The 13,898-nt window shown below is 36.4% G+C and carries 12 protein-coding genes and 1 pseudogene; 5 read left to right on the top strand and 8 right to left on the bottom strand.

Features of this window, described 5'->3' with window-relative positions; all coding sequences use genetic code 11:
• Positions 1-143: 143 nt before the first annotated feature.
• The 5 genes from AN161_RS03430 to AN161_RS03410 all read right to left on the bottom strand — a co-directional run bounded on the left by AN161_RS03430 (position 144) and on the right by AN161_RS03410 (position 4,366).
• Complete coding sequence (locus tag AN161_RS03430; RefSeq protein WP_053592975.1) at positions 144-527, bottom strand: hypothetical protein; 384 nt, start codon at positions 525-527, stop codon at positions 144-146.
• Positions 528-618: 91 nt separating this feature from the next.
• Positions 619-1,626 carry an iron ABC transporter permease gene (locus AN161_RS03425; protein ID WP_053592974.1) on the bottom strand — a complete coding sequence of 336 codons (1,008 nt, stop codon included), beginning with the start codon at positions 1,624-1,626 and terminating at the stop codon, positions 619-621.
• Positions 1,619-2,620, bottom strand: coding sequence for an iron ABC transporter permease (locus AN161_RS03420; RefSeq protein ID WP_053592973.1), 1,002 nt, complete (start codon positions 2,618-2,620; stop codon positions 1,619-1,621). Before AN161_RS03420 ends, AN161_RS03425 begins: the two co-directional genes overlap by 8 nt.
• Positions 2,621-2,645: 25 nt before the next feature.
• Positions 2,646-3,563 carry an iron-hydroxamate ABC transporter substrate-binding protein gene (locus AN161_RS03415; RefSeq protein WP_053592972.1) on the bottom strand — a complete coding sequence of 306 codons (918 nt, stop codon included), beginning with the start codon at positions 3,561-3,563 and terminating at the stop codon, positions 2,646-2,648.
• A gap of 14 nt (positions 3,564-3,577) precedes the next feature.
• Positions 3,578-4,366, bottom strand: a complete 789-nt coding sequence (locus tag AN161_RS03410) for an ABC transporter ATP-binding protein (RefSeq protein ID WP_053592971.1) — start codon at positions 4,364-4,366, stop codon at positions 3,578-3,580.
• A gap of 147 nt (positions 4,367-4,513) precedes the next feature.
• Here AN161_RS03410 and AN161_RS03405 point away from each other — a divergent pair.
• The 5 genes and pseudogenes from AN161_RS03405 (at position 4,514) to AN161_RS03380 (ending at position 10,089) form a co-directional block, all read left to right on the top strand.
• Positions 4,514-5,528 (top strand): annotated as a pseudogene (locus AN161_RS03405) (NAD(P)/FAD-dependent oxidoreductase).
• A 650-nt stretch (positions 5,529-6,178) separates the two neighbouring features.
• The gene (locus AN161_RS03395) at positions 6,179-6,952 is read left to right on the top strand and encodes a class I SAM-dependent methyltransferase (protein WP_082339606.1); all 774 of its coding nucleotides are present in this window, start codon (positions 6,179-6,181) and stop codon (positions 6,950-6,952) included.
• A 281-nt stretch (positions 6,953-7,233) separates the two neighbouring features.
• The gene (locus tag AN161_RS03390) at positions 7,234-8,358 is read left to right on the top strand and encodes a DUF418 domain-containing protein (protein ID WP_053592969.1); all 1,125 of its coding nucleotides are present in this window, start codon (positions 7,234-7,236) and stop codon (positions 8,356-8,358) included.
• 130 nt (positions 8,359-8,488) lie between these two features.
• Positions 8,489-9,487: a sensor histidine kinase gene (locus AN161_RS03385; RefSeq protein WP_241774486.1), complete on the top strand. Its 999-nt coding sequence runs from the start codon at positions 8,489-8,491 to the stop codon at positions 9,485-9,487.
• Entirely contained in the window at positions 9,484-10,089 is a 606-nt protein-coding gene (locus AN161_RS03380; protein ID WP_053592967.1) for a response regulator transcription factor, read from the top strand. The genes AN161_RS03385 and AN161_RS03380 overlap by 4 nt, the downstream gene beginning before the upstream one ends.
• 57 nt (positions 10,090-10,146) lie before the next feature.
• Here the strand turns inward: AN161_RS03380 and AN161_RS03375 are convergent, their stop codons facing one another.
• The 3 genes from AN161_RS03375 to AN161_RS03365 all read right to left on the bottom strand — a co-directional run bounded on the left by AN161_RS03375 (position 10,147) and on the right by AN161_RS03365 (position 13,541).
• Positions 10,147-11,505, bottom strand: a complete 1,359-nt coding sequence (locus AN161_RS03375) for a PepSY domain-containing protein (protein ID WP_053592966.1) — start codon at positions 11,503-11,505, stop codon at positions 10,147-10,149.
• 390 nt (positions 11,506-11,895) lie between these two features.
• Entirely contained in the window at positions 11,896-12,915 is a 1,020-nt protein-coding gene (locus AN161_RS03370; protein WP_053592965.1) for a 2,3-butanediol dehydrogenase, read from the bottom strand.
• A 17-nt stretch (positions 12,916-12,932) separates the two neighbouring features.
• Positions 12,933-13,541, bottom strand: coding sequence for a TetR/AcrR family transcriptional regulator (locus AN161_RS03365; protein WP_053592964.1), 609 nt, complete (start codon positions 13,539-13,541; stop codon positions 12,933-12,935).
• Positions 13,542-13,898 lie beyond the last annotated feature (357 nt).

Raw genomic sequence — 13,898 nt, 5'->3', positions numbered from 1 at the left:
CTATCCGTCGTTGCCGTCGTTCTTTCCGTCGCTCGGAGATTCCTTTCCGGCGTTCTGGCCTTGCTTTCCGTCGATGCTAATTCTATCCGTCTCCTTGGGATTTTTATCCGTCGATATCGCAAATCCTATCCGTCTCCTTAAAACTAAAAAGCCCCCACGGTATCAAACGGAATTGGTTCACCATTTTTATATAAGTCAATAGTATATACATATTTAGTATCTGTCGTTAGTTTAAAAATATGCTGCTTAATAACTTCGTCGTTTGGATTTTCAACTTCATCGATGTTTATTACAATCGTATCGTCCTTACTCTCCAAGCTGACCGTAATAGTTCCCTTTGTATTAATCACAATATACGAGCGTTTTTCACCATTATTAATCTTTTGCACATAATCTTCCATTCCAAGAACATTTAAAGTTTCTTGTAAATCCTTTGGTACAGACTTTACTTCTGTAATCGCTAATTCTGAAGTACATGCTGACAATACAATTATGGAACATAATAAAACAGCTAATAATTTCCTCATCCACTATCCCCCCATTTATATTAGTATTGCATATTTAACAAATATTCCGAAATCCTTTCAAAATAAAAAACAACCGAACAGCCTATGCCATTCAGTCGTTTTTTCGTAGTAAATATAAAAAATATGGTGCCCCGATACATGCCACGACGATACCTGCTGGCACTGTCGCAGTTGAAATAGCTACGCGGCCTATAGTATCCGCTAGCATTAGTAAACTTGCACCGATAAACAATGTGAGTGGTAAAAAGAATTGGAAGCGCGGTCCGACAAGCTGCTTCGCAATATGTGGTGCCATAAGACCGATAAAGGCAATGCCCCCTGTTACCGATACAGCTGCCGCAGCTAATGCTACAGAGACAACTAATAATTGTAAACGCTCTCGGCCGATATTCAAGCCTAAGCCAACTGCCGTTTGTTCTGTCATCGCCAGGACATTTAACACATTTGCTTTATAAAAAATAAATGGAATGCCTAGCACAAGCCAAGGTAATAAAGCCCAGAAAAATGGCCAATCTGTTCCCCAAACACTGCCCGCAAGCCATTGTGCGATAAATTGCACATCACTACGCTCAGCTGAGGAAATTAATATCATCATTACACCAGATAAGGCAGATGCTACACCTACTCCGACTAAAATGAGTTGGACCGGCTGAACACCCTCATTGCGCTTATACGAGAAAAAGTAAATGCAGATTGCCGTTAATAAAGCGCTGCCAAATCCTACAATTGGTAACACATACGCAAAATTAGGCAGATCACCATCGACAAGGAGATAAAAAAGCGTAATCCCAACACCTGCTCCAGCGTTGATCCCAATAATACCAGGGTCAGCTAAATCATTGCGAGTCACTCCTTGTAAAACGGCACCAGCTAATGCTAACGCCATCCCCGCCGCAGCTAGCACAAACATTCTCGGTAAACGAACAGAGAACAAGACGAACGATTCTTTGAAGTTACCGTCTCCTAGTAAAATTGGTATTATGCGATCCATCGAAACCGAAGCTGCTCCCATTGAAATACCCATCACAAAAATAACTATTGTTAATAATATCCAAGCCGTTAACCATTTACGTTGTTTTTTTCGCCCGACATTAAACAAGCTGACGACCTCCCTTCCGAACAAGAAGTAAGAAGAATGGAAGGCCGATAATTGAAATAATGGCAACTACCGGTGTTTCATATGGAGCATTAATCATTCTACCTGCAAAATCCGCTGTTACCATAAACCATCCACCGATAATGGCACTCATTGGTAAGACAAATCGATAGTCCGTCCCAACAATTGCACGGACAATATGCGGCACCATTAAACCAACGAATGCTAAATTACCTACTAGCGCAACTGCGGAGCCTGCAAGAACTACTACTACAAACATCATAATTCCTTTAATGACTGCTGTATTTTGCCCTAACCCAACAGCTACTTCTTCATTTAAACTTAAAATGGTTAGTTGACGACTAAACGCAAACGCTATCACTAATCCTATTAAAATAACAGGAACAATCATTAAAGCTTGCCATGTAGTGCCAATTAAACCACCACTCGTCCACATCGAAACATCTTTTGAAATTTGAAATAATATTCCCGTACCATCTGCTATTGCTTGTAATAGAGCGGATACAGCTGCCCCAGCTAAGACAAGCTTTAATGGAGAAAAGCCATTCTTTGTTGAAGCGCCAATACCATACACTACAATCATCCCTATGCCTGCACCTACGAAACATGCAAAAATAAGCGTATAATACGAGATATTTGGGATAAATGCCATCGTCAATGCAAGTGCCGCATTCGCACCTGCTGTGAGACCAAGCAGTCCTGGATCTGCTAATGGATTTCTAGTAACTCCTTGCATAATAGCCCCAGCAACTGCGAGTGCACTGCCCACAAAAATAGCAGCAATAATACGAGGAAATCGAATTTCACGTAAAATAGAATAATGCTTGCCACCGCTTTGTCCGACAATCGCTTGATAGACATCTTCAATACTCGTATTTGCCGCGCCGACACAAAGCGAGAGTGTAACCGTCACTGTTAATAAAATCAGCGCAAGCAACACCTGAAGCCAAAATGGGAAATGTCGAAACTTTGTCATTTGCCTTCGCTACTCTCTACTGAAATTATTGTAAAAATTTCTCTTTAAAGAAATCTAGTTGATAGTCTAATGTGATTGGGTCATTAAAGTAAAATGCGTTGGCATTCACTTCAAATAAATGACTATTCTTCACCGCTTCTAAATCTTTAAACCATGCAGCATTTGTAAAGGAATTATCTTGGTCTTTAAACATACTAAAAATCACATAGTCACCTGCGTAATCACCCAATACCTCTTGTGAAATTGCAAAATAACCTGGCTTTAAAGTATCTTCCTGCACTTGTTCAGGCATTTTCAAGCCCATTTCTTGATATAAAATTTCAGTTCCACGGCCCCAATTATCTCCATAAACATACAATTGTTTATTGAACATTTCTGCAACAGTAACGGTTGCATCTTCACCGATTTTTTCTTTAATTTTCGTACCCGCTTCTGCAGCACGCGCTTTAAAATCTTTCACCCATTCAGTTGCTTCTTTTTCTTTGTTGACAACTTTACCGATTTCAATAAATTGCTGTAAATAATCAACTTTACCGTAAGTGAACAATACAGTTGGTGCAATTTCTGCTAATTTATCCGCATTTTCAATACCATTTAAACCAATAATTAAATCTGGGTCAAGCTCAATAATTTTTTCAATATCCGTATTCTCAACAACTACAGCATCTTTAATATCATCTTGGAAGTTTGGATTATTCGTAGCCCATGAATCAACGCCAACGACATTTACACCAAGTTGTAATAAATCCCCAACAAAAGAAGATAACACAACTACACGTTTTGGGTTAGCTGGTACTTCAATAGGGCCAGATTCTGATTGATACATAATCGTTTCTGCTGATGATGCTTCTTTAGAGCCCTCATCTGCCTTCTCTTCTTTATTGCCGCACGCTGCAAGCACTAGTACGACCATCATAAACATTGGTAATAACCACTTTTTCATGAATAAATCTCCTTTTACACTGTTTGTAGTAAGTTATATGTAATGCACATTGGTCTGTCTGTCCGTGGATCCTTACCAATAACCGCATCAATATTAAACACTTTTTCTAATACTGCAGGTACAATGACTTCCTCTGCAGTACCAAACTTCACAAGCTCTCCTTTTGACAGCGCAACAATATAATCTGAAAAACGTGCTGCCTGATTTAAATCATGTAGCACCATGACAATTGTGCGTCCTTCTTCTTCGTTTAGCTTGTAAAGTAATTCTAAAACTTCTAATTGATGCGCCATATCTAAATAAGTTGTTGGCTCATCTAAAAAAATAATATCGGTCTCTTGCGCTAATGCCATCGCAATCCACACTCGTTGACGCTGTCCACCAGATAAGGCATCAACTGTATCCTGACGAAAGTCATCCGTTTTAGTTACCTTTAAGGCCCAGTCAATCATTTCTTTATCCTTTTGCGATAAATTACCGAAGCCCTTTTGATATGGAAATCGACCGTAGGATACAAGCTCTTCCACAATTAAACCATGTGCACTTTCTGGACTTTGTGGTAATATGGCCAGCTCTTTCGCTAATTCTTTTGTATTCATCTCGGAAATATTTTGACCGTCTAAAATGACTTGTCCACTCTTATGCTTCAAAATTCTTGTAATAGCCTTTAAAAGTGTAGATTTACCACAGCCATTAGAACCAATAATGGTCGTTATTTTACCGTCTGGAATTTGTAGCGACAAATCATGCACAATCGTTTTGTTCTCATAGCCGATACGAATCGATTCAACTTGTAAACGCACAACGTAACCTCTCTTTCCTTTTTCTTCTTTCCATGCTATGATAATGATTCTCCGATAATGATAATCATTATCACTAAAATTAGTCTAGTTTTCCTATAAGGTTTTGTCAAATACTTTTTTATTATTTTTTAAGGATGTGCGATATAAATGCAACATATATACGATGTAACAATTATTGGTGGTGGCCCTGTAGGTCTATATAGTGCCTTTTATAGTGGTTTACGAGGATTGAAAACGAAATTAATTGAGAGTCAACAACAGCTTGGTGGTAAAGTTTTACTTTATCCTGAAAAGCTAATTGGGGATATTGGTGGTCACCCTCCTGCGTTAGGCGAACAGTTTATGAAACAGTTAATTGCGCAGGCAAAAACTTTTTTTAACAGGCACAAAAGTCGATTTCATTGAGCGCCAAGACGATATTTTCATACTACATACTGCGCAAGGAGATAAACATTACTCTAAAACCGTTCTTTTAGCAGTTGGTGGTAGTATTATTAACCCCTAAAAGCTTTCACTAGAAGGTGCAGAAAAATATGAAATGACAAATTTACACTATACTGTGCAGTCCTACCGACATTTTGTGGATAAGGAAATTATTATTTCGGGAAGCGGAAATGCAGCAATTAACTGGGCAGTTGAACTTAGTCCTATTGTTAAAAACGTAACTGTTGTTTATCGTAAAGATAAATTATCTGCACATGAAGCAACCATTCAAGAGGCTTTAGATGCTGGAGTAAAGATTGAATGCAATACAACTATTTCAAAACTGACTGCCAATGCAGACAAAACAGCGATCCAATTAGTGACATGTGAAAACGCAAAAACAAAGCAAAGCTATACGCGTCAAATCGATGAAGTAATTGTGAGTCACGGCTATAACTGTGAAGCATCACTAGAATTTGATCAAGCAATCACCATTCCTAAAAAAGATAATTACTAAGCACAGCCTGGAATTTTTTCTGCGGGTGATATTTTAGCATTTGAAGGAAAAATTCATCTCCTTCTAGGTACCTTTCAGGATGCAGCCAATGCCGTGAACTCTATCAAAACGTATTTAGAGCCTACTGCCTATCGCCACGGAGTCGTGTCATCACATAATGAAGTATTTAAAGAGAAAAATCGCTCTATTATTGAAAAGCACCTTATACAAAATAAGCATTAAACGTCATGATCACAATAAACCCTCTTAAGAATTTACTCTTAAGAGGGGTTTAGATTAAGCTCAACACTAACAATGCCCCAAGCTTTTTTGCTAATTTTTATAAAGGCGGACTCCGTTCCATCGAAAAAAACTACCTAAAGAAATTCAAAAATGATCCCATTTGTCTTAACATACCAACTCCATTTGTTATTGTTCCCGCATGGCCCATAATTGTATTTAAATGCTCTGGTAATCTTCCAAATCTAGAAGTTCTGGGTTGTTGATTAGGGTAAAAGAAAGGTTGCTCCCTTCTACCTCGAATAGGTGGGCCAAAACTTTGTCTATTTCTTGGTGGTGGGAATGGTCTCATTCTAGAATTAGGCGGATAAAATGGCATCAATTCACCCCCTATCAGATATCTTTTAACTAGTATATGTCTGTATTTTTTTATTGTTTAGACTATCGGAGAAGTTGCTGAAAATTAATATACATATGTATTGTGCAAAAAATATTGAAATCTAATGATTTATTATTCTACCTCTAATAGATATTACGATACCATCAAGGCAATAAAATGAAACTTTAATCAAGAGGAGTTTTCTTCATCCCCACTGATTAATCGGGCTTTTACGGGCTGTTTTTACGGGATAAATTTACCTCTTCTTATTGTAATGACAACTTTGTGCAGGAACCATACTATTTTTAATTTCATATTATACAAAAATACGACTAAAGAAGGGATTCTGATTCAAAATTCAAAATATCTAGATTTTCTGTCCAAATTTGGTGTTGGAGGGGCACATCCCGGTGGTATAAATCTAACAAAGGAAATATTCAAGACCGAGAACATTAGCAAAATGTCTCACATTTTAGATATAGGATGTGGCACAGGACAAACCGCTGCCTATTTAGCTGACAAATATGAAGCAAAAGTAACTGGTATAGATATCAATTCCATAATGGTCGCAAAGGCGCAAAGAAGAATGAAAAAAAACCGCTTACCCGTAAAAATAATTCAGTGCTCTATAGAACAAATACCATTACCGGATAATACATTTGATTTTATTATTTCTGAATCTGTGCTTTCTTTTGTCAATAAACCTAATGCCCTAAAAGAAATCTTTCGTTTATTAAAGAATGGCGGTCGGTTTATTGCCATTGAATTTACTATTCATCAACCACTTGAAGAGAAAATTGAAAAGGAAATCAAACAGTTTTATGGATTTGATTCTTTCTCAATGAAAAAGGATTGGATATCTTTCTTAAAACGGGCCGGTTTTAAAAATATTCGTATACAAAAAAACAAATCCATCTCCTCAATACCTGAATTTCATTACTCGAAGGATATTAAACATGAACTTTACGAAGTAATGGATAAACATTTTGATATGAACTTAAAGTATGAAGGGGTTTTCGACTATAGAATTTATTCATGTACTAAATAGTTTAAAAATAGTAAATGACTTCTACTTCAAGCCTCCATTGCAAGTGTTTTTGCATGCTTCAAAAACGAATGGCAGTTAAGTTTTTTTCAAAGACGTTACTGTTAAGGAAATAAATATTCAAAATCAGCAGCCAAAGCGTTGCTGTTTTTTTGTTTTCTTAGCTCTTGATACACTATAAAATGACACCTGTCATAAAGAACCTTTGACTGGTGTGAATATGTTTTTTCTTTGATTTTCCATATGATTTTAGTAAGAAAACAAAGAAAGAGTGATTTGAAATTATGCAAAATAATCAAAGGCTACCGTTAATTGATATTTTAAGAGGTTTTGCAGTATTAGGGACACTTGGCACAAATATTTGGATTTTTGCTTATCTCGGTGAAGCATCAGCTATTATGACAAATAATTATTCAGGCTGGTGGTCATTTAATGACTTTTTAAAAATGTCCGTTTTATTTTTAGTAAACGGCAAACTACTTGGTTTGTTAACGATTATGTTTGGAGTCGGTCTAGAATTAAAATATCAGCAGTCCATTCGAAAAGGAAATGCTTGGCCAGGTATGTATATTTGGACACTGTTATTTTTATTTGCGGAAGGGCTTATCCACTTTACTTTGGTAATGGAATACGATATTTTAATGAGCTATGCTGTGACAGGGATCATCGTTGCCATTATCGTCAAAGTTGGTGATAAAGCGATAAATCGTTGTTTATATGTGTTCGGTGGTTTTCATGCAATTATGATTCTTTTAATTTTATTAAGTACATTGCAAGGCAATGTACTCTATGAAATCGATTCAGTTGTTTCACTTTATCAAAGCGGCACTTGGTTTGAGCAAATACAATATCGTTTAACACATTTTCTTTACTATAGAGCAGAAGCAATCTTTATTATTCCAATGAACATCTTTTTATTTTTACTTGGGGTTAAATTTATGCGTAACGGTGTATTTTCTCAAAGTGAGCATGGCCGCCAAGTACGAAAAAAGCTATTCTCTATTGGTATTTATATTGGGATACCATTGAATCTTCTTATTTTTATACCTGGAGGAATTTTTGATTTCCCAGTTCGTTATTTATTTGCACCAATCCTATCAATTGGTTATATTGGTATATTAGGTAAGCTAATAGAATACAAGAAGGTAGATTGGTTATGGAAGAAGCTTGGAGACGTTGGCAAAATGTCTTTAAGTTGCTATGTCCTGCAAAATATTATGGCATCCGTCATTTTCTATGGCTGGGGCTTAGGTTTAGGAGGAAAGCTGAATAGCATTGAGATTATTGCCATTTGGATTACCCTTTCCATTCTACAAATTTTTATCGCCCATATGTGCATAAAGCACTTTCATTTTGGTCCATTAGAATGGGTTCGTAAACACACCATTCAAGCTGTCACACGTAAATAATCATTAAGGGCTGGTGTAGCATATAAAAATTTACCCAAGAGATCAGGCAAAACAATATTTAATCATAGATGTAGTATCGCTCATTTTTTTATTCACCATGGTATTAGGTTCGAATTCTCCATTACCATTAATGGCTAAAATCACTATCCTTATCTTATTTTTAGTAGCCTTCTATATTGCTTTATGGTTTAAAGATTGGCGTTTACTGTTAGCTTCTTTACTAGGCTTTACACTTATTATCATACTGGGTATTTATGAAGGATCTGCAATGTTAGTCTTTGGATTTACATTTGCTGATTTAATTGGTAGAGCTAAAACTAAGCGGCATATTGCAGTAGGAATGATTGCAATTGCCTCTATGTTTTTTATCGTTATTTGGTTTGAATCTGAAACATCTTTCACATTGAAAACCGAAGTTTTAATACCTATTATGATCATTCAGCTACTATTTCCAATGTTAATTTATTATGTGGAAAAATCTAAGAAATTACAATCAGAATTAACAGAGGTAAATACTCAGCTTGTGCAGCAAGAAGAAAGACAACGTATTGCGAGAGACCTTCACGATACGATTGGTCATACATTGACGATGATTAAAATAAAAACCGAACTAACAACAAAATTAGTCGATAAAGATACAATGCGTGTTAAAGATGAGCTAAATGAGATTTTAGCAACAACGCGGACAGCGCTAAAGCAAGTAAGGGAATTAGTCTCCGATATGAATTTTATTTCGTTGGAAAGTGAGCTAATACATTGTAAGCAGCATTTACAAACAGCAGATATCTCCATAAAAATAAAAAATAACTGTCCAAAGCTGCTACTAGCTAGTGTGGAGGAAACGATGCTGTCCTTATGTCTTCGGGAAGCAACTACAAATATTATTAAACATAGTCAAGCAAAAAAATGCCAAATAGATATCAACTATATTAATGGAATTTTAAAGATAAACGTTGTGGATGATGGTATCGGCTTACATAACCAAGGGCATGGAAATGGACTATCATCGATGAAAGAACGAATGAATGCCCTTCAAGGAAATGCTTCCATTGACAATTTCCCGACAGGCGGAACGATTGTGACATTAACAATGCCTATCCAACACTATAAAAAGGAGCCAACTACATGATAAGAGTACTATTAGCAGAGGATCAACAAATGTTACGTGGCGCCTTAAATTCCTTATTGTCGTTTGAGCCAGATATAGAAGTGATTGCAGAAGTTTCAGATGGTCTAAAAGCGTGGGAATATATTCAACATGAGCTACCCGATGTTTGTGTATTGGACATCGAAATGCCAAATCTTACCGGTCTTGAACTTGCTGAAAAAATAAGACAGGCAAATTTACCGTGCAAGGTGATGATTGTCACTACTTTTGCACGCCCTGGCTATTTACAAAAAGCGATGGATTGTGAGGTACAAGGTTATTTATTAAAAGATGAACCGATCGACTATTTAATTGAAACAATAAGGAAAGTGATGAAAGGTGAAAAGGTCGTCAGCAGAGATTTAGCTGCCACGTTGTTTATGAAGGAACAGAATCCATTGAATGAACGTGAAATTGCTGTTCTGCAGCTTGTTAAAGAAGGCCTCTCAACAAATGAGATTAGTAAAAAATTATTTTTAACGAAAGGCACTATTCGAAACTACTTATCCACCTCTATTCAAAAGCTACAAGTCGAATCAAGACAACAAGCAGTCCAAGTCGCCAGTGATAAAGGGTGGCTTTAAAAAAGAAAAGCGATACTGTGTTCCTCTTCTATAAAGGATACAGTATCGCTTACTATTTTAATTGGCTTCTTTTTTATTTTTAGACACCAAATTTATGATTATTTCAATCAGTACGACAGCAATTAAAGAAAGTCCAAATAATGGCATCAGTATACCTAATATAATCATGAAAATGATAAAAGGAATGGAAACCTTTTGAGAGATTTTAGGTGGTGCAGATAGAATACCTTTTTTCTTTCGTAATAGCCATGTTCTAACTCCCCAAACAATAACCACTAAAAATGCTAGACATACTAGTAAATTGATTAATTTATTTGGCCAGCCAAACAAATGACCTTCATGTAAAGGAATTCCCCAAGTGAACCATTTGGCAAGAATACCATAGTCCTCATAGCCAACTTTGTCTATAAATTTCCCGCTATATTGATCAAAATACATTGTCGTTTCATCATCCGGACTAACATCAAGACCTGTGACACCTGTGTTACTAGATTTTGCAACCGTATAGACTCCATCTTCACTAGTAGGATAAATAATAGCGTATGGTTTTGAAATATTCATTGCATCAATTTCATGTTGTAGCTTTTCCACACTTAGTTGGTTAGGGTTCGCAACATAGCCCATATCTGCCCCCATACCGTGATGGGCTGCATGTCCTGAATCTGACGTTGGAGGGGTTTCTTGACGAGTAGCCCAAGGAATCTCACTTACATCAGATGTAGGCGGCTGTTGCTGCAATAATGGCGTTCCGAAAGATGGATGATCTTGTGAAGCTTGGTAAATATATTTCCCCATAAACGCAGACCATGGTAAGCCTGTGAAAATAATAACAAGCATCGGAATCGTAATAATTGTCCCGACAAGGGCATGAAATTTTCTGCTCTTTTGACGTTTGTTTGTCTGCTTTGTTTTCTTTAGTAGTCTTGCTTTAAACGTCATGTAAATGCCTGAAAGCATTAGAAAAATAGCCCAGCACGCAGCTAATTCGACTAAATAATTGACAACCGTCCCACCAATAAATAAGGAACTATGGGTATTTCTCATGATATTTGCAAATGTGTAATCAGCATCCTGACCACCAATAATTTGGTTATGATCATCTAAGAACACATATTTCTCTTTGCCATCTGCATTTTTCATCGATAAACGTGTATTGTATGGCTCTTCTAACTCTATAATTTTGTTTGTTTTATAGCCAGCATATGATTCTTCCGCAAGTTTAACAGCATCATCAATAGATTGTACCTCGGTTTTTCCACTTTCACCAAAAAAGTATTTATCATATAACTGATTTTCAACATTGGTATAAAATAAAAAACCTATACCACTTAGTGTTAGTGAAATAAGAAGTGGAGTAATAAATAGTGCTGCATAAAAGTGCGTTCGCCAAAAGCTTTGGTAAAGCTTGTTTTTCATGTTGAATTCTCCAATCTATAATAATCAATTTCGCCTTGGCGTAATTGCGTCCGGATTTTGAATTGTGGACGCACAATTCTTCCTTTCAAAATCCGTGACATCCGCCGGAGGCATTATCTTCATTCAGTAGATGTTTGGGTATCCACTGAAAGATATCCACATCTGTATTCTTCCATCACCTCTAGAGATGGAAGTTTTAATAAAAAAACATTTACTGAATGAAGATAAGCGCAAAATAATTATATAGTTAAAAAGTGAAATAAGTATGAAGTACTAGGGATTATTTCATGACAATTATATGTATTCCTATTAATATAATAAGTTTATAAGAAATAAAGAGTAGCCAAACGCAATCATTTTCAAGTTTGGCTACTCTACTTTTCTATAATATTACAAATTCATATTCACAAGAATTTTGCATTGGCTACGATCTTTTGCTAGTGCTTCAAAGCCCTTTTCCACAATATCATCTAAGCTAATTTGACTTGTAATAACGGCATTTCCATCAATAACGCCGCGTGCAAGTAAGCGAATGACTTCTGGGAATATATTAACGTAAGCAAATGAACCACTAATTTTCACTTCTGGTGAAACGACTGCGTTAGGATTGAATTCAACAGGTCTTTCCCAAACACTGACGATTTTGAATTCGCCACCTGGATGTACAGAATTTACCCCATTTGTAAATGTAGCTTGAACACCAGCTGCGTCATAGGCTACTTCGACACCACCATTTGTTTTTTCACGGATAAAGGCAGCTGCATCTGTTTCAATTGGATTAATGACATAAGTTGCACCTAACTCAAGTGCTTTTTGACGTCTTTCATCTGAAACTTCTACAACAAAAATTTCACTAGCGCCCGCTGCTTTTACTGCTTGTAAAACTAATAATCCAATTGGACCAGCACCGAAAATTGCTGCTGTATCGCCAAGTTTTAGCTGACTTTGACGCACTGCATGTACGGCAACCGCTGTTGGTTCGACAAGTGCCCCTAGCTCTAAGCTCATATTATCTGGTAATTGATATACATTTTCTTCTCTGATAACTGCATATTCAGCAAAACCACCAGAAATTGTATATCCATATGACTGTCCTTTTTTACAAAGATTTAAGTAGCCACGTTTACAGTTATCACATTTTCCACATGGAATTGGTGGTTCAACTGCAACGCGGTCACCTACTTTTGTATGTGTCACACCGTCCGCAACTTCAACAACCACACCTGCAAACTCATGCCCTAGTACTGGTTGTATACGGAATGGATAGGCACCCGCTACGTATTCATGCATATCACTGCCACAAATACCTGCAAATTCAACTTTTACTTTGACCATTCCATTTTCTAATGCTGAAAGTTCTGCTTCTTCGACACGGATATCTTTTATTCCATAAAATTTTGCTGCTTTCATTGTTAAAACCTTCTTTTTCATTTTTTTGTCTTAAGACCATCTAATACGAAGCTTACTGCAAGATCTGCTATATATTCAGGAGTTGTATCGAACGAAGAACGATTTAAAAATGGATTATTAAAGGAGAACATTAACGTTCCCATAACAAAATTTATTGCTATATCAATCGATTCAAAATCAATTATCTTTTGCTCTTTACAGGCTACTAAAATAGCGCGAAGTTGCTCCCAAGATGGTAAAAAAACATCCTTTAGCATTTCTAATCTAGGACTATTCATGACGATCTCTTGCTGTAAAATATCAATCAATTCGTGTTCATTAGTTCGATAAAGGACGAAATTTCTGCAAAAGCTTTTGAGCGAATCTAATGAATCATTCAAGTCATAATTTGCATTCATAAAGGTGTGGCGAAGAGGTTCAAATAAAGCATTAAAAACATTTTCTTTCCCACCAAAATGATATGAAACTAAGGCAAGAGAAACATTCGCCTCATCACAAATTTGCCTTACAGTTGTCCCATTATAGCCTCTTGAAGAAAACAGGGATTTTCCGGCCTTTAAAATTTGCTCCTTTACTTCTTTATTTTTCTCGTTTTGCACATCTAATTTTTTATTGAAGGGACTCACCTCTTTTTGAACAAATGTTCAAAACAACTGTTCAAAACAGCTGTTCAACAAAATCTTACCCCTGTGTTTTTAGTATGTCAATCATTTAGCATGCTGTTATATAATCTCTCCAAACGAGGAAATTTTTTCATTAAAAAAGCTATTTAATGTTCCGCAAAATAGTGAACATTAAATAGCCTATAAATTTTATTCCGCTTTAACGGGCAGTAATTTATCTGTACCGAAAGCGGAGCGTCAGGTACAAGATTCCCATCTCCAAATTCAGCAAAAGCAAATAGGTTAGGTAGGATTATTAACTGCCGGTAAAAGCCCGATTGGTGAAGACTAATAATCAGTGGGGATAAAAACCCCCTCACT

Origin of the sequence: Lysinibacillus sp. FJAT-14222, assembly GCF_001278875.1 — a bacterium.
GTDB lineage: Bacteria > Bacillota > Bacilli > Bacillales_A > Planococcaceae > Lysinibacillus > Lysinibacillus agricola.
The sequence above is the reverse complement of the archived record's forward strand: the minus strand, read 5'-3'. Positions and strand labels throughout refer to the sequence as shown.